16 protein-coding genes are annotated in these 16,139 nt (G+C 74.5%); 12 read left to right on the top strand and 4 right to left on the bottom strand.

The window, feature by feature from the left end:
* Nucleotides 1-204: 204 nt before the first annotated feature.
* Nucleotides 205-1,773 carry an MFS transporter gene (locus tag ACFUEL_RS18745; protein ID WP_380237434.1) on the bottom strand — a complete coding sequence of 523 codons (1,569 nt, stop codon included), beginning with the start codon at nt 1,771-1,773 and terminating at the stop codon, nt 205-207.
* A gap of 204 nt (nt 1,774-1,977) precedes the next feature.
* Here ACFUEL_RS18745 and ACFUEL_RS18740 point away from each other — a divergent pair, with 204 nt between their 5' ends.
* The 7 genes from ACFUEL_RS18740 to ACFUEL_RS18710 all read left to right on the top strand — a co-directional run bounded on the left by ACFUEL_RS18740 (nt 1,978) and on the right by ACFUEL_RS18710 (nt 8,880).
* A complete protein-coding gene (locus ACFUEL_RS18740) occupies nt 1,978-2,631 on the top strand; it encodes a TetR/AcrR family transcriptional regulator (protein ID WP_380237433.1) in 654 nt (217 codons plus the stop codon).
* 102 nt (nt 2,632-2,733) lie between these two features.
* Nucleotides 2,734-4,002: a sensor histidine kinase gene (locus tag ACFUEL_RS18735; RefSeq protein WP_380237432.1), complete on the top strand. Its 1,269-nt coding sequence runs from the start codon at nt 2,734-2,736 to the stop codon at nt 4,000-4,002.
* Nucleotides 3,999-4,676 carry a response regulator gene (locus ACFUEL_RS18730; RefSeq protein WP_380237431.1) on the top strand — a complete coding sequence of 226 codons (678 nt, stop codon included), beginning with the start codon at nt 3,999-4,001 and terminating at the stop codon, nt 4,674-4,676. The genes ACFUEL_RS18735 and ACFUEL_RS18730 overlap by 4 nt, the downstream gene beginning before the upstream one ends.
* 115 nt (nt 4,677-4,791) lie before the next feature.
* Nucleotides 4,792-5,907 (top strand): alpha/beta hydrolase, encoded by a 1,116-nt coding sequence (locus ACFUEL_RS18725; RefSeq protein ID WP_380237430.1) that lies wholly within the window; start codon nt 4,792-4,794, stop codon nt 5,905-5,907.
* A 29-nt stretch (nt 5,908-5,936) separates the two neighbouring features.
* Nucleotides 5,937-7,151, top strand: coding sequence for an acyltransferase (locus ACFUEL_RS18720; protein ID WP_380237429.1), 1,215 nt, complete (start codon nt 5,937-5,939; stop codon nt 7,149-7,151).
* 58 nt (nt 7,152-7,209) lie between these two features.
* Complete coding sequence (locus ACFUEL_RS18715; protein ID WP_380237428.1) at nt 7,210-7,545, top strand: MmcQ/YjbR family DNA-binding protein; 336 nt, start codon at nt 7,210-7,212, stop codon at nt 7,543-7,545.
* A 144-nt stretch (nt 7,546-7,689) separates the two neighbouring features.
* Nucleotides 7,690-8,880, top strand: a complete 1,191-nt coding sequence (locus tag ACFUEL_RS18710) for an alpha/beta hydrolase (protein WP_380237427.1) — start codon at nt 7,690-7,692, stop codon at nt 8,878-8,880.
* A gap of 22 nt (nt 8,881-8,902) precedes the next feature.
* Here the strand turns inward: ACFUEL_RS18710 and ACFUEL_RS18705 are convergent, their stop codons facing one another.
* Both ACFUEL_RS18705 and ACFUEL_RS18700 read right to left on the bottom strand, forming a co-directional pair.
* The gene (locus tag ACFUEL_RS18705; protein WP_380237426.1) at nt 8,903-9,916 is read right to left on the bottom strand and encodes an aldo/keto reductase; all 1,014 of its coding nucleotides are present in this window, start codon (nt 9,914-9,916) and stop codon (nt 8,903-8,905) included.
* Complete coding sequence (locus tag ACFUEL_RS18700; RefSeq protein ID WP_380237437.1) at nt 9,913-10,383, bottom strand: MerR family transcriptional regulator; 471 nt, start codon at nt 10,381-10,383, stop codon at nt 9,913-9,915. Before ACFUEL_RS18700 ends, ACFUEL_RS18705 begins: the two co-directional genes overlap by 4 nt.
* 138 nt (nt 10,384-10,521) lie before the next feature.
* Here ACFUEL_RS18700 and ACFUEL_RS18695 point away from each other — a divergent pair, with 138 nt between their 5' ends.
* Nucleotides 10,522-11,352 carry a serine hydrolase domain-containing protein gene (locus tag ACFUEL_RS18695; RefSeq protein ID WP_380237425.1) on the top strand — a complete coding sequence of 277 codons (831 nt, stop codon included), beginning with the start codon at nt 10,522-10,524 and terminating at the stop codon, nt 11,350-11,352.
* Between the two features lie 204 nt (nt 11,353-11,556).
* Here ACFUEL_RS18695 and ACFUEL_RS18690 read toward each other — a convergent pair whose 3' ends face one another.
* On the bottom strand, nt 11,557-12,387 hold the full coding sequence (locus ACFUEL_RS18690) for a pirin family protein (RefSeq protein ID WP_380237424.1): 831 nt from the start codon (nt 12,385-12,387) through the stop codon (nt 11,557-11,559).
* 247 nt (nt 12,388-12,634) lie between these two features.
* On the opposite strand from ACFUEL_RS18690, the gene ACFUEL_RS18685 reads away from it, so the two are divergent.
* The 4 genes from ACFUEL_RS18685 to ACFUEL_RS18670 form a co-directional block, all read left to right on the top strand.
* Nucleotides 12,635-13,831, top strand: a complete 1,197-nt coding sequence (locus ACFUEL_RS18685; RefSeq protein ID WP_380237436.1) for a PucR family transcriptional regulator — start codon at nt 12,635-12,637, stop codon at nt 13,829-13,831.
* Nucleotides 13,832-13,921: 90 nt separating this feature from the next.
* Nucleotides 13,922-14,860 carry an ACP S-malonyltransferase gene (locus ACFUEL_RS18680; RefSeq protein ID WP_380237423.1) on the top strand — a complete coding sequence of 313 codons (939 nt, stop codon included), beginning with the start codon at nt 13,922-13,924 and terminating at the stop codon, nt 14,858-14,860.
* The gene (locus tag ACFUEL_RS18675; protein WP_380237422.1) at nt 14,857-15,885 is read left to right on the top strand and encodes a beta-ketoacyl-ACP synthase III; all 1,029 of its coding nucleotides are present in this window, start codon (nt 14,857-14,859) and stop codon (nt 15,883-15,885) included. The genes ACFUEL_RS18680 and ACFUEL_RS18675 overlap by 4 nt, the downstream gene beginning before the upstream one ends.
* An 80-nt stretch (nt 15,886-15,965) precedes the next feature.
* Nucleotides 15,966-16,139, top strand: a 174-nt coding sequence (locus ACFUEL_RS18670; protein ID WP_380237435.1) for an acyl carrier protein, incomplete at its 3' end; no start/stop codon positions are given.

Raw genomic sequence — 16,139 nt, 5'->3', positions numbered from 1 at the left:
CCCCTGGAGAGGCGCCGAACTTCCGTGCCCGCCTTCTCCCCCATGCCCCTGGCGGGGCGCTGGACTTCCGTGCCCCTTCCAGGATGCTGAACTTCCGTGCCCCGTCAGGGGCGCGGGGAACTGCGCGAGCAGCCCCCGTCAACGCGAAGATCCGCCCGGGAGGTAACTCCCCTCCCCGGGCGGATCCTTGAGCGGTGCGTCGTGTCAGATGTGGACCGAAGGTCCGCTCTCGTTCACGCCGCGGCGGGTGAGCAGGCCCAGGCCCGCCGCCGCCAGGGCGACGACCGCGGCGACCACGAAGGCCACGCCCATGCCGCTGACGAAGGAGGAGTGCACGGCGTCGGCGACGCCCTGCGGGACGTTCGGCGGGGCGATGCCGAGCTGGGCGCCCTGCTTGAGCAGTTCGCCGTCCGGGCCGCCGGGGAGCGGCTGGCCGGTCGCGGCCTGCCACTTGCCGGGCAGTTCGCCGGTGACCTTGGAGGCCATCACCGCGCCGAGCACGGCGGTGCCGAGGCTGCCGCCGACCTGCATCGCGGCCTGCTGGAGGCCGCCGGCCACGCCGGACAGCTCCAGCGGGGCGTTGCCGACGATGACGTCGGTGGCGCCGACCATGACCGGGCTGAGGCCGAGGCCCATCAGCAGGAACCAGAGCGACATCACGCCGTTGCCGGAGTGGATGTCCAGGGTGGACATGCCGAGCATCGCGGCGGTGGTGAGCACCATGCCGCCGACGATCGGGATCCGCGGGCCGACCTTGCCGATCAGGAAGCCGGCCACCGGCGCGCCGACGATCATCATGCCGGTCATCGGCAGCAGGTGGACGCCGGCGTCGACCGGCGCCATCCCGTGCACGTTCTGCAGGTAGAAGGTGACGAAGAAGATGCCGCCGAAGAAGGCGAAGGCCATCAGCACCATCAGCAGGGTGCCGGCCGAGAGCGGCACCGAGCGGAACAGCGAGAGCGGGATGAGCGGTTCCTTGGCGTACTTCTGCCAGAGCGCGAAGAACACCAGGGCGAGCAGCGCGCCGCCGAGGAACAGCAGGGTGGTGGGGTCGCCCCAGCCCCAGGTCGGGGCCTTGATGATGCCCCAGACCAGCATGAACATGGCGCCGGAGAGCAGCACGATGCCGGGGATGTCGAAGGACTTGGCGGCGTTCTCGGCCCGGACGTCCTTGAGCACCAGCAGGCCCAGGACCAGGGCGATGATGCCGACCGGGATGTTGATGTAGAACACCGACTCCCAGTTGACGTGCTCGACCAGCAGGCCGCCGACGATCGGGCCGGCCGCGGTGGAGGCGCCGATGACGCCGCCCCAGATGCCGATGGCCATGTTGAGCTTGTCGGCGGGGAAGGCCCCGCGCAGCAGGCCGAGCGCGGCGGGCTGGAGCAGCGCGCCGAACAGGCCCTGCAGCACGCGGAAGAGGATCACCTGCTGGATCGAGCCGGCGAAGCCGATCGCGGCGGAGGTGGCGGCGAAGCCGACCGCGCCGACCAGGAAGGTGGTCTTGTGGCCGAACCGGTCACCGATCTTGCCCGCGGTGATCAGGAAGACCGCGAGGGCCAGCAGGTAGCCGGAGGTGACCCACTGGATGTCGGAGGGGCTGGCGTTCAGGTCCTTGGCGATGGCCGGGTTGGCGATGGCGACGACGGTGCCGTCGAGGGCGACCATCATGACGCCGACGGCGACGGTGAGCAGCGTCAGCCAGGGGTGTCCCCGGAGTCGGCCGCCCACGGTCGGAGCCGCTTCCTTGTCGAGTACTACGGACTGGCTCATGTCTCGGGACTTCCCCGTTCGTGTGGTGTCGCTGGAACCGCTGGGAACGTGAACGGCGGTGTCCGGCCCTCACGCCCGTCCCCACGAGCTCCAGAACAGACGGACACCGCCACCGCGGAACATTATGTCAGCTGCTGACATTCGACAAACGGTGACTCCTGTCACTTGATGCCAGTTCTCGATCTCGGCGCTATCGTTGGCCCCATGGCCACTCCCACCACCGCCGCCGACCCGCAGCCCGTCGGCCTGCGGGAACGCAAGAAGCGGCGCACCCGGGACGCCCTGGTCGACGCCGCCCACCGGCTGTTCCTCTGCCACGGCTACGGACGCACGACGGTGGACGAGATCGCGTCCGAGGTGGAGGTCTCCCAGCGCACCTTCTTCCGGTACTTCGCCAACAAGGAGGAGGTCGCCCTCGCCGTGCTGGCCGAGGCCGAGGCGGCGTTCCTGGGCTTCCTGCGCGCCCGCCCCGCCGGGGAGAACCCGCTGGAGGCGATGCGCGGCGCGGTCCGCGAGGTCTGGCAGTCCGTCGACCGGGGGCGGGGCACCGGCCCGGCCGCGCTGGAGCTGTTCGAGCTGATCGAGTCCACCCCGACGCTGCTCGCCGCCCACCTGCGGCACGCCATCCAGCAGGAGGTCGAGGTCGCCCGGATCCTCGCCGAGCGCGAGGGCCTCGACCCGGCCGTCGACCTGCGCCCCCGGCTGCTGGCCGCCGTGTTCGGCACCGTGGTGCGGATCTCGCACCTCGCGTACGCCGCCGCCCCGGACGCCGACCGCCACTCGATGGACGGCATGCTGGCCCTGATCGAGCGCCACTTCGACCAGCTGGGCCCGGCCCTGGCCGGCTCCTGGCGCTGACCCGGCCGCCCCGGCCGGCGCCCGACCCCCTACCCGGGTGGCACCCGGACGCGCTACCGGGGTATGAGGACAGCGCGGCGCCCCCGGCCTACCCTCGGCCCGGTGACCATCCAGCAAGACTTCCTGAGCGCCCTCACCGAGCCCCTCGGCCACCACCGCCCACCACTGGCGACGGCCCGCCGGGCGTGGATCCGGGCGCTCCCGTACGCGGTGGCCCTGGTCGCGGTCGGCGCCCTGCTGCCCACCGGCATCGTGACGCTGATCCGGTTCCACGGGGTCGACCCCTCGCTGGCCACCGTGCTCGCCGTGGTGCAGTCCGGCTCGCTGGTCCTGGCGCTGACCCGGCCGCTGCTGGCCTGGCAGCTGGTGGCGCCGTCGGTGCTGGTCGGCGCGGTCGCCACGTACGGCACGGCCGCCGAGCAGCCCTGGCCGTGGCCGGTCACCACGCTGCTGTCGTACCTGTTCCTGATGGTCCTGCTGGCGGTCCGGGAGCGCGGCCTGGTCCTGTTCGCCGTCTGGGCCGCCACCTTCGTCGGCTGCAGCCTGAGCTGGACGGTCTTCAACGAGCACTTCGACGGCTCCTCGGTGGTCGCCACCGCGCTGTCCGGGGCGATCCTGCTGTTCGGCTGGAGCCTGCGCGGGCGCGGCGAGGCCAGGCGGCGGCTGGCCGAGCAGGAGCAGATCTCCGAGACCGAGCGGGCCCGCAGCGCCCTGCTGGAGGAGCGCACCCGGATCGCCCGCGAGCTGCACGACGTGGTCGCCCACCACATGTCGGTGATCACCGTCCAGGCCGACAGCGCCCCGTACCGGATCGGGGGCCTGCCCCCGGCCGCCGTCGAGGAGTTCGGGCAGATCGCCGCCGCCGCCCGCGGCTCGCTCGCCGAGATGCGCCGCCTGCTGGGGGTGCTGCGGGCCGAGGGGGACGCCCCCGACCGGACGCCGCAGCCCGGCCTGGCCGACCTGCCGAAGCTGCTGGCCACCGCCGGGCAGGCCGGGGTGCGGGCCGAACTCTCCGGCGCGCAGGGGGTGTCGGTGCCCGAGGCGGTCGGCCTGTCCGCGTACCGGATCGTCCAGGAGGCGCTGGCCAACGTCGTCCGGCACGCCCCCGGCGCCACCGCGGAGGTCCGGCTCTCCACCGCGGACGGCGCGCTCGCCCTGACCGTCCGCAACGGCCCGCCGCCGGGCCGGGCCGCCGCCGTGGAGACCTCCGGCGGCACCGGGCAGGGACTCGTCGGAATGCGCGAGCGCGTCCGCCTGCTGGCTGGCACCCTGGACACCGGCCCGACCGCCGACGGCGGCTACCGGGTGCGCGCCGTCCTGCCGCTGGACGGCACCGGCACGGGCACGGATCCAGGGGAGAGCGCCGCATGACCATCCGCGTCCTGATCGCCGACGACCAGGCGATGGTCCGCGCCGGGTTCGCCGCCCTGCTCAGCGCCCAGAGCGACATCGACGTGGTCGGCGACGCGGCCGACGGCCGGCAGGCGCTCGAGGTCAGCGGCCGCACCCACCCGGACGTGGTCCTGATGGACGTCCGGATGCCCGAGATGGACGGCCTGGAGGCGGCCCGCCGGCTGCTCGACCCCCCGCCCGGGGTGGTCCACCGCCCGCGCGTGCTGATGCTCACCACCTTCGACGTCGACGACTACGTGTACGAGGCGCTGCGGGCCGGTGCCAGCGGCTTCCTGCTCAAGGACGCCCCGCCCGCCGACCTGATCTCCGCCGTCCGGGTGGTCGCCGCGGGCGACGCGCTGCTCGCCCCCTCGGTCACCCGCCGCCTGATCGCCGACTTCGCCCGCCACCGGCCCGCCCCGCGCCGCGACCCGCGGCTGCGGCTGAACGGCCTCACCCCGCGCGAGACCGAGGTCCTCGAACTCATCGCCCGCGGCCTGTCCAACCAGGAGATCGCCGCCCGCCTGGTGCTCGCCGAGCAGACCGTCAAGACCCACGTCGGCCGCATCCTCGGCAAGCTCGACCTGCGCGACCGCGCCCAGGCCGTCGTCCTCGCCTACGAGAGCGGCCTGGTGCAGCCCGGCGCCCAGTAGGGGCGCCCTCCTACCCCTGCGGTAGCACCCCCGGGTTGGCTCCGCGGGGTGACGCCCCCGCCCCCGTCCCGTTCCTACCTTCCTCCCCGTTGCCGAACGAGCGGAGGAGGAGCGGATGCTGTCACGTCTGCGTCGGGGGACGGCCGCGGCCGGGCTGGCGCTGGTCGCGGTGCTGGGGGTGGGGTCGTGGGCGTCGGCGGACGCGCAGACGCCGCTGACCGGGCCCCCGCCGGGAACGGCGGCCTGGCGGGCGGACACCTCGCTCGGGGTGCCGCTGCCCGATCCGGGCAGCGCCCGGCCCGCCGAGGTCGCCGCGTTCTTCGCCGGCCTGCCGGCCGCGCAGCGCGAGTCCCTCGCCGTGCGCCACCCGCAGGTGGTCGGCAACCTGGACGGCGCCCCGGTCGCCCTGCGGCTGCGGGCGAACGCGCTGGCCGTCGAGGAGGAGCGGGAGCACCAGCGGCAGCGGGCCGGGGACACCGCGCTGCCGTCCGCGGAGCGCGCCGCGGCCGCCGCGAAGGCCGACCGCTACGGCGGGCTGGCGCACCGTGCGCTGCTGGCGTTCGACCCGCGCGGGCGCGGCCAGGTCGCCGAGGTGTTCGGCGACCTGGAGCACGACGAGCGGACGGCCGTGCTGGTGCCGGGCTCGGACACCGACCTGGCGACCTACGACCGGCCCTCCGCCGCCGGCTACGACACGCTCGCCGGGATGGCCCGGTCGCTGCGCGCCGCGAGCGGCGACCGGGTCGCGGTGGTGGCCTGGGCGGGCTACACCACGCCGGTCGGCCTGGGGGTGGACGCGGCCCGGGAGGAGTTGGCCGAGGCGGGCGCGGAGCGCCTGGACCGGCTGCTGGCGGGGCTGGCGCCGGTGACCGGGCGGGTGGAGCTGTTCTGCCACTCGTACGGGTCGGTGGTGTGCGGGCGCTCGGCGCCGGACCCGGCGCTGGTGGCGGGGGTGGTCGCGGTGGCCTCGCCGGGGATGGGCCTGGAGCGGGCGGACGAGCTGCGGGTGCCGGTGTGGGCGGTGCGCCGCAACGCCGGGGACTGGGTCGGCGACGTGCCGAACGTCTCGCTGCTCGGCTTCGGCCACGGCACCGACCCGACCTCGGGCGCCTTCCGCGCCCGGCTGCTGCCGTCCACCGGTTCGCACGGCCACGGCGGCTACTTCGCGCCCGGTTCGGCCTCCCTCGCGGCCTTCGCCGCGCTCGCCCTCACCGCCACCACCAACGCCTGACGGACCGTCAGCGACCCCTGGAGACAACCGTGACGACGTTCCCGACCCGACTGCGCCGCGCCGCCGCGCAGGTCGACGCGAAGACCCCCGCCACCCGCGACCGCGCCCTGGACGGGCTGCGCGCCCTGGCCCTGCTGTCCGTCCCGGTCGGCCACTGGCTGCTCGGCGGGTTCGGCTCCGAGGGCGGGGTGCTGCACAACGCCAGCCCGCTGGGGGCGCTGCCGTTCCTGGCGCCGCTGAGCTGGGTGCTGCAGATGCTGGGCGTGTTCTTCCTGGTGGGCGGCCGGGCCTCGGCGCTGTCGCTGCGCCGGGCGGCCGACCGCGGGGTGCCGGTGGGCAGTTGGCTGCGCGGCCGGGTGCTGCGGCTGGTGCGCCCGGTGCTGGGGGTGGCCGCGGTGTGGGCGGCGCTGGTGCCGCTGCTGCGGGCGCTGGGCGTGCCGGACGCGACGGTGCGGACGGGGGTGGTGCTGATGGTGCAGCCGCTCTGGTACATCGCGATGTACCTGGTGCTGACCGCACTGACCCCGCTGTGCGTCAAGTTCGGTGCCTGGGCCCGGGGTTGGGGCGCGGCCGGGCTGATGGCGGCGGTCGCCGCGGTGGACTTCCTGCGCTACGGGCCGTGGGGCGCCTCGATGCCGGACTGGCTGAGCCTGCTGAACCTGCTGCCGGGCTGGCTGTTCGCCTACCAGTTGGGCGTGGACTGGGCGCACGGGCGGCTGACCCGGGCCGGGGCGAAGCTGCTGGCGCTGGGCGGGGCGGCGCTGTTCGCGGTGCTGCTGCTGGTGTTCCACTACCCGGCGAGCATGGTCGGCGTGCCGGGCGCGGCCCGGACCAACTCGCACCCGCCGTCCCTGCTGGTGCTCGCGCTGGCCTCGGTGCAGGGCGGCGCGGCGGTGCTGCTGAAGGACCGGCTGGGCCGGGCGCTGCGGCGGCCGCTGCTGTGGCTGCCGGTGGTGGTGGTCAACCTGGGCGCGATGACGATCTTCTGCTGGCACCAGAGCGCGATGTTCCTGACCGCGCTGGCGGGTTCGCACCTGGGCGCGCTGCCCGGCCTGACCACCGCCCCGGACTCGGCCGGCTGGGCGCTGGCCCGGCTGGCCTGGCTGCCGGTGTTCGGCGCGGTGCTGGCGCTGATCGGCCGCTGGGCCCGGCGCTTCGACGCCCCGTGGCCGTCGCGGGCCTGGCGGGCGGTGGCGGGCACCGGCGCGGCGCTGTTCGCGGTGTACGCCCTGGGCACGGTCTGACCGCGCCCGCCGGGTGACCTCCCGTCAACTGTCGGTGCCGGCGCCTATCGTGGCGGCCATGGCGACCTTCGAGGAACTCACCGCGCTGGCCCTGGCCCTGCCGGGCACCCACCAGGAGGAGACCTGGGAGCAGGTGACACTGCGGGTCGGGCGGAAGATCTTCGCGATGGGGCGCCCGGAGACGGGCGAGGCCACCGTGAAGGCCGGCCCGGCCGAGCAGGCCGAACTGGTCGCCGCCGCCCCCGGGGTGTACTCGGTGGCGCCGTACACCGGCCGGTTCGGCTGGGTGCGGGTGCGGCTGGACGGGGTCGGGGCGGACGAACTGCGCGAACTGCTCACCGACGCCTGGCGTTCGGTCGCCCCGAAACGGGTGGTGCGGGAGCACGAGGAGTAGCGTACGGGCGAATGTGACGGGGAACACTGTTTGCGCCCTGCCCCCGGGGTCGGTCGCCCTCTACGCTGGCTGACTAGTAGTTGGCAGTCACAGCACCGTCGGGCCCGTCCCGCCGCGATGTACCGGCCCGAGGGAGTGGACGCCATGCACCGCAGGCGGGTCAAGCGAGTCCTGATCGGCGTGTTCGCCGGCTGCGCCGCGCTGGTGGACGCCGGCGCGGCGGCCGCGCAGGCCGCCGCCTCCAACGAGCAGTTGACGATCACCACCCCGCCCGCGGGCAGCTCCGCCTGGGTCGCCGACCAGACCTTCGGCCACCCGCTGCCGGACCCGGCCACCGCGGCCCCGGCCGCCGTCGCCGCGTTCTTCGCCTCGCTGTCGCCCGCCGAACTGGACCGCCTGGTGGTCGAGTACCCGCTGGTGGTCGGCAACCTGGACGGCGCCCCGCCGGAGGTCCGCTACCGCGCGAACCGGGTGGCGATCGCCGCCGAGCGGGACCGCGCCCGGCAGCGCGCCGCGGACACCTCCCAGGACGCCACCACCCGCGCGCTGGCCGTCTCGCGCGCCAACGACTCGGAGCGGCTGCTCGCCGGGGGCCGCCAGATCCTCGCCTTCGACCCGCGCGGCCGCGGCCTGGTCACCGAGGTCTGGGGAGACCTCTCCGCGGCCGAGCGGATCGCCGTCCTGGTGCCCGGCTCGGACGCCGACCTCGGCCACTTCGACCAGACCGCCGACCCGCTGCGCTCCCCGGCCGGCATGGCCCGCGCCCTGTACGCCGAGGAGCACGCCCAGGCGCCCGGCACCCGCACCGCGGTGATCGCCTGGACCGGCTACGTCACCCCGCAGGGCCTCGGCCCGGACGCGGTCACCTCCCGGCTGGCCGACGCGGCCGCGCCGCGGCTGAACCGGCTGCTGGCCGGCCTCAAGCAGACCACCCACCCGGACGCGCCGCCCGCGCTGCTGTGCCACTCGTACGGCTCGGTGGTGTGCGGCACCGCCGCCCCGTCGCTGCACGACGCGCAGCCCACCGACGTGGTGGCCTTCGGCAGCCCCGGGATGGGCGTCGACTCGGCCGCCGAGCTGGGCACCGGCGTCCAGGTGTGGGCGGCCCGCAACCTCAGCGACTGGATCGGCAACGTCCCCTACCTGGAGGTCGGCGGCCTCGGCCACGGCGCCGACCCGACCACCCACGCGTTCGGCGCGGTGTCGATCTCCTCGGTGGGCGCCGACGGCCACAACGGCTACCTGGCCGAGGGCACCGCGAGCCGGCACAACTTCGCCGCCATCGCGCTCGGCCACTACGGCGAGGTCAGCGGCCCGTCCGAGAGCCAGGGCTGAGGGCCGCCGCTCCCGTGCGCGGTCAGACCTCGCGGGCGTCCGCCGTGGAGCTCATGTCGGCGTAGCGGCCGCCGGAGACCTCGGCGGCGAGCGGCTCCAGCTCGGCCAGCTCCTCCGCGCCCAGCACCAGCCGGGTCGCGCCCAGGTTCTCCTCCAGCCGGCTGCGCCGGCGGGTGCCGGGGATCGGCACCACCGCGGTCAGGCCGTGCACCTCGGCGCGCTGCTGCACCCAGGCCAGCGCGACCTGCGCGGCCGTCGCCCCGAGCCGCTCGGCGATCTTCCGGATCGGGGTGACCAGTTCGGCGTTCCCGGCCGCGTTCTCGCCGGTGAACTGCGGCAGGTTGCGGCGGAAGTCGCCCGCGCCCAGCTGCCCGGCGTCGGCGAACGCCCCGGTCAGGAAGCCCCGGCCGAGCGGCGAGTACGGCACCAGCGCCACGCCCAGCTCGACCGCGGCCGGCACCGCGCTGCGCTCCACGCCCCGGGCGAAGACCGACCACTCGGACTGCAGCGCCGCGATCGGGTGCACCGCGTGCGCCTCCCGCAGCTCGGGGCCGGTCACCTCGGACAGGCCCAGGTGGCGGACCTTCCCGGCCGCGACCAGCTCGGCCATCGCGCCCACCGACTCGGCCAGCGGCACGTCCGGGTCGCGGCGGTGCATGTAGTAGAGGTCGATCACGTCGACGCCCAGGCGGCGCAGCGAGGCGTCCACCGCCTTGCGGATGTACGCCGGGTCGTTGTTGATCCCCCGGTACGCGGGGTCGTCGGCGCGCCGCTCGATGGCGAACTTGGTGGCCAGCACGACCTGTTCGCGGTGCGCCCGGACGAACGGGCCGATCAGCTCCTCGTTGGCGCCCGAGCCGTAGATGTCGGCGGTGTCGAACAGGGTCACGCCCAGTTCCAGGGCCCGCTCCAGGGTGGCCAGCGCCTCCCCGGTGTCGGTCGGGCCGTAGAACTCGCTCATGCCCATGCAGCCCAGTCCCTGCACGCCCACGACCGGGCCGCCGGTGCCGAGCCGGGTGGTCTCGATGCTGCTCATGCGCTCTTCCTGTCCTGTGCGGAGTGCTCCGGGATCGTCGTCTCACCGGGGACCGGGCGGTCCGGCTCGCCGTAGTGGTCGATCTTCTTGTCGATCACGGCAAGCGTGGCGTGCAGGTCCGCGAGCCGCTGCCGCACCTCCTCGCGGTGCGCCACCAGCAGGTCCCGCCGCTCGGCCCGGGTGCCGTCCCCGGCCCGCAGCAGCTCGACGTACCGGACCATGTCGGCCACCGGCATGCCGGTCAGCCGCAGCTTGGTCAGGAACGCCAGCCGGGCCAGGTCCGCGTCGCTGTAGCGGCGCTGCCCGGCGTGCGAGCGGTCGACCGGCTCCAGCAGGCCGATCCGCTCGTACCAGCGCAGCGTGTGCGCGCTCAGCCCGCTGACCGCTGACACCTCGCTGATGCTGTGGCGGGCCGTCAGGTCCGCCGCGGTGACCGGGACTCCGAACGCCTGCGCGCACTCGGCCATCCCCTGCTCGGACACTGCCATGTTCTTCCGACCCCCGTCTCGACGACAACGACGACGCTACCGAGTTGGAGCGCACTCCAAGCAAGCCCGGCACGCCACCCGCCCTCCCGGGCCCGGCCCGCTGGGTAGAGTGCGCCCATGCAGAGCTTGCGGAAGATCGAGGACTGGCCGGTACCCCACGCCGCGGCGGCGGTGGTCCGCGGGAGCGACGGCGCGCTGCTGGGCGCGCACGGCCCGCAGGACCACCTCTTCCCGCTCGCCTCGGTGACCAAGCTGCTCAGCGCGTACGCCGTGCTGATCGCCGTCGAGGAGGGCGTCTTCGAACTCGACGACCAGGCCGGCCCCGACGGTTCCACCGTACGCCACCTACTGGCCCACACCTCCGGCCTGGCCTTCGACGAGCACCGGGTGATGGCCGAGCCCGGCAACCGGCGGCTCTACTCCAACGCCGGCTTCGACGTGCTGGCCGCCGCCCTGGAGGACGCCGCCGGGATCCCGTTCGCCCGGTACGCCGCCGAGGCCGTCTTCCAGCCGCTCGGCATGCACGCCACCCTGATCAACACCGCCCACCGCGCCCCCGCCGGCGCGGGCGGCCTCTCCACCGCCGCCGACCTGGTCCGCTTCGCCGCCGAGCTGCAGTCCCCCAAGCTGCTCGACCCGGCCACCGTCCGCACCGCGACCCGCGAGGTCGCCTTCCCCGGCACCAGCGGCGTCCTCCCCGGCTTCGGCCACCGCCGCCCCAACGACTGGGGCCTCGGCTTCGAGATCCGCGACCACAAGTCCCCGCACTGGACCGGCACCGCCAACTCCCCCGCCACCTTCGGCCACTTCGGCCAGTCCGGCACCTTCCTCTGGGTCGACCCCGCCGCCGACCTCGCCTGCCTCGCCCTCACCGACCGCGACTTCGGCCCCTGGGCAGCCGAACTCTGGCCGCAGCTCAGCGACGCGGTCCTCACCGAGAACGCGTAGCGCGAAGCACGAACCCGGAGCGCGCACGATCAGGGGCGCGGGGAACTGCGCGAGCAACCGGGCACCCATCGCAAGATCGCGAGCGGGCATCAACTCCCCACCCTCCTCGCGACCTTGCGGACGCTCACCTGCCGCCGCGCGCAGTTCCCCGCGCCCCCGACTGCACCGTCCCGCCGAGCACCGCAGCCGCCCCTGCGCGCTTTCTCAGCCGTACGCGACCGGGCTGTGCATCTCCCAGAGCAGCAGTTCGACGCCGTCCTCCCCCGCCGTCGGGTCGGCGAACGCGTCGCCCGTGATCCGGACGGAGTCGCCCGCACCCGCCGAGCGGCCGCCGCCCTGCGGGCCGGGGACGGTGCGGTAGCCGACCGAGCCGGCCACGACGTGGACGTAGCGGTAGGGGGCGGCGGGCAGCGGGGGCAGCGGCATCCAGGCCGGGGTCCGGACCAGCCAGAGCGCGGCGTCGCCGCGGCGCAGCCGCAGTGCCCGGTCCGCGTCGGCCGGCCGGCCGGAGGCGAGCAGGGTGAGGCCGTCCCCGTCCGGGACGGTGCGCAGGCCGAAGCCCGGCGCGGAGCCGTACTCGTCGGGCTGGAGCCACATCTGGACGAAGGTGACGGGTTCGGTGGCCCCGCCGGGGTTGCGTTCGGTGTGGGTGATGCCGGTGCCGGTGGACTGCACCTGGACGGTGCCGCGCCGCACCACGCTCGCGTGGCCGGCGTCGTCGCGGTGGGCGAGGGCCCCCGACACCACCCAGGTGACGATCTCGGTCTCGCTGTGCCGGTGCGCCTCGTACCCGGCGCCGGGGGCGAGCGTCTCCTCGTTGCAGGCGAGCAGCGCGCCGAAGGAGGTGTTCTTCGGGTCGTAGTGGCCGGCGAAGGAGAAGGCGTGCCGGGTGGTGATGCCTTCGGCGGGTTCCGACAGGTGGCGTTCGGCGGTGCGCCTGAGGTCGGCGCGGCCGCGTTCCTTCCGGGCGGGGCCGGACGCCGGTTCGAGGGGTTCGAATGCCTGCCCGTCCTGGGGCGAAGATTCCGCGCTCACGGGCACCACGGTAGCCGGTGTGACGGGGGCCACCGGCCGACATCGGGCCCGGCGTGCACGAGCACCCGTCGGCGTGAGGCAGGCTAGTGCCGTGCCATCCGCTTCAGCGAAACCCGACAAGCCCTCCGACCGGTCGTCCGGCGAGCGTTCCTCCCCGGAGCGGCCCGCCGAGAAGGCGCAGGAGAAGAAGCCCGCCCGGCGCGCCGCCGCGTCCGGGCGTCCCGCGGCGGTGCCGGGCCGGGGGCGGATGACGGCCGAGGAGCGCCGGCTGGCGGCCGACCGGGCGGAGTTGCGGGCGGCGACGCTGAAGCGGCTGGAGAAGTCGGCGGGCAAGCTCGCCTCGGCGGCGATCGCCCGGATGGACGACCAGTTGGCCTGGTACCGGCGGATGCCGCCGGAGCACCGCTCGTGGATCGGCCTGGTCGCGCAGGCGGGCATCGCGGCGTTCACCGAGTGGTACCGGCGCCCGGAGGCGTCGCAGGCGATCTCCACGGACGTGTTCGGCACCGCGCCGCGGGAGTTGACCCGGGCGATCACGCTGCGGCAGACCGTGGAGCTGATCCGCACCACCATCGAGGTGATGGAGGAGGCCATCGAGGAGGTGGCCGCGCCCGGCGACGAGGCGGGGATGCGCGAGTCGGTGCTGGTCTACGCCCGGGAGATCGCCTTCGCGACGGCCCAGGTGTACGCGCAGGCCGCCGAGGCGCGCGGCGCGTGGGACGCCCGGCTGGAGGCGCTGGTGGTGAACTCGCTGCTGTCCGGGGACGCCGACGAGGGCGTGCTGTCGCGGGCGGCGGCGCTCGGCTGGGGGCAGCCCAGCCAGGTGCGGGTGGTGATGGGCAGCGCCCCGGACGGGGACAGCGAGCTGGTGGTGGAGGCGATCCGGCGCGCCGCCCGGTACGCCAAGCTGCACGTGCTGACCGGGGTGCTGGGGCGCCGCCTGGTGGTGGTGGTCGGCGGCGAGAAGGAGCCGGTGCACGCGGCCCGGGCGCTGATCGGCCAGTTCGCGCCGGGCCCGGTGGTGGTCGGTCCGACGGTCGGCGACCTGCTGTCGGCGACCCGCTCGGCGCACGCCGCCGCGCAGGGCCTGAAGGCGTGCGCGGCCTGGCCGGACGCGCCCCGCCCGGTGCTGGCCGACGACCTGCTGCCGGAACGGGCCCTGGCGGGCGACGAGGTGGCGCGCCGTCAGCTGGTGGAGGAGATCTACACACCCCTGGAGGAGGCCGGCTCGGCGCTCCTGGAGACGCTGAGCGTGTACCTGGAGCAGGCGTCCTCGCTGGAGGGCGCGGCCCGGATGCTCTTCGTCCACCCGAACACCGTGCGCTACCGGCTGCGTCGTGTGACAGACGTCACCGGCTATGCTCCGTCAGACGTACGTTCGGCCTTCACCCTGCGCATCGCCCTTGCTCTGGGGCGTCTCGGTTCCGGCTCCGACCAGGGTTGAGCCGACTGTAGGGACCCCACAAGCCGACGTGCTTTTCTTCGTCATCGTCGCCTACCCGCCCCCGGGCGTCCGGCGAGAGAGGGTTGAACCGTGCTCGTTATCGTCGCCCCTGGACAGGGTGCCCAGACTCCCGGCTTCCTCAACCCCTGGCTCGAACTGGACGGCGCCGCCGACCGGCTGCGCCGGTGGTCGGCGACCGCCGGGCTCGACCTGGTGCACGCCGGCACCGAAGCCTCCGAGGAGGAGATCAAGGACACCTCCGTGGCGCAGCCGCTGCTGGTGGCCGCCGGCCTGGTGACCGCCGCGGCGCTGTTCCCGCAGGGCCCGACCGGTGCGGTCGGCGCGCTGGCGGGCCACAGCGTCGGCGAGATCACCGCCGCGGCGCTGGCCGGGGTGCTCTCCGAGGAGGACGCGCTGGGCTTCGTCCGCGAGCGCAGCCTGGGCATGGCGGAGGCCGCCGCGGCGGCCGCGACCGGCATGACCGCGGTGCTCGGCGGCGACCAGGAGGAGGTTCTGGCCAAGCTCGCCGAGCACGGGGTGACCCCGGCGAACAACAACGGCGGCGGCCAGCTGGTCGCGGCCGGCACGCTGGAGCAGCTGGCCGCGCTGAAGGCGGACCCGCCGGCCGGCGCGCGGCTGATCCCGCTGAAGGTCGCGGGCGCCTTCCACACCGCGCACATGGCCCCGGGCGTGGTCCGGCTGGAGAAGCTGGCGCCGACCCTCACCGTCGCCGACCCGGCCGTCGCGTACCTCTCGAACCGGGACGGCGAGGTGGTCGGCTCCGGCGCCGAGGTGCTCGCCCGCCTGGTCTCGCAGGTCGCCAACCCGGTCCGCTGGGACCTGTGCATGGAGACCCTGCAGCGGCTCGGCGCGACCGCCGTGATCGAGCTGTCCCCCGCCGGAACCCTCACCAACCTGGTCAAGCGCAACGTCAAGGGTGTCGCCACGCTGGCCCTGAAGACCCCCGCCGATCTCGACAAGGCCCGCGCACTCGTGGCCGAGCACGGCAACCAGGAGACGACCGCATGAGCGTGACCATCAAGCCGGCCACCGGCGCCCAGTACTCCCGCATCCACGGCGTGGGCGGCTACCGGCCGACCCGGGTGATCCCCAACTCCGAGGTGCTGAACTGGATCGACTCCTCGGACGAGTGGATCCGCACCCGTTCCGGCATCGCCGAGCGCCGCTGGGCCGGGCCGCAGGAGACCGTCGCCGAGATGTCGGTGCAGGCCGCCGGCAAGGCGGTCGCGATGGCCGGCATCCGTCCGGAGCAGATCGGCGGCGTCATCGTCGCCACCGTCTCGCACCTGAAGCAGACCCCGGCGATCGCCACCGAGATCGCCCAGCGGCTCGGCTGCGGCACCGCCCCGGCGTTCGACATCTCGGCCGCCTGCGCGGGCTTCGGCTACGGCCTGGGCCTGGCCGACGGCATGGTGCGCGGCGGCAGCGCCGAGTACGTGCTGGTGATCGGCGTGGAGCGGCTGTCCGACCTGACCGACGTCACCGACCGCTCGACCGCGTTCATCTTCGGCGACGGCGCGGGCGCCGCGATCGTCGGCCCGTCCGAGACCCCCGGCATCGGCAAGGTGATCTGGGGTTCGGACGGTTCGCAGTCCGAGGTGATCTCGCAGACGCAGGCGTGGGACACCGCGTTCGCCAAGCCGGACGCCGTCAACGGCGCCGGCGAGGAGACCAAGTGGCCGGCCCTGCGGATGGAGGGCCAGACGGTCTTCCGCTGGGCGGTGTACGACATGGCGAAGGTCGCCGAGCAGGCCCTGGAGGCCGCCGGGATCACCGCCGACCAGCTGGGCGCGTTCATCCCGCACCAGGCGAACATGCGCATCATCGACGCCATGGTCAAGAAGCTGGACCTGCCCCCGAACGTCCCGGTGGCCCGCGACATCGCGGAGACCGGCAACACCTCCGCCGCCTCCATTCCGCTCGCCATGGAGCGGATGCTGGAGCGCGGCGAGGCCAAGAGCGGCGACCTGGCACTGATCATCGGCTTCGGTGCCGGTCTGGTCTACGCCGCCGCGGTCGTTACTCTCCCCTAGGCGTTTTCTCCCGCCACACCCTGGAAACCCGCGCCGGTCCGCCGGACCGGCGCGGTCAACACCGAGAAGGAGCAGCCGATATGGCTACCCGCGAAGAGGTTCTCGAAGGTCTCGCCGAGATCGTGAACGAGATCGCCGGCATCCCCACCGAGGACGTCGCGCTCGACAAGTCCTTCACCGACGACCTGGACGTCGACTCGCTGTCCATGGTCGAGGTCGTCGTGGCCGCCGAGGAGCGCTTCGAGGTCAAGATC

This window comes from Kitasatospora sp. NPDC057198 (assembly GCF_042670125.1).
In the GTDB taxonomy this organism is placed as follows: Bacteria; Actinomycetota; Actinomycetes; order Streptomycetales; family Streptomycetaceae; genus Kitasatospora.
Note: the sequence above shows the minus strand (reverse complement) of the source record. Positions and strands in the feature narration are given on the sequence as shown.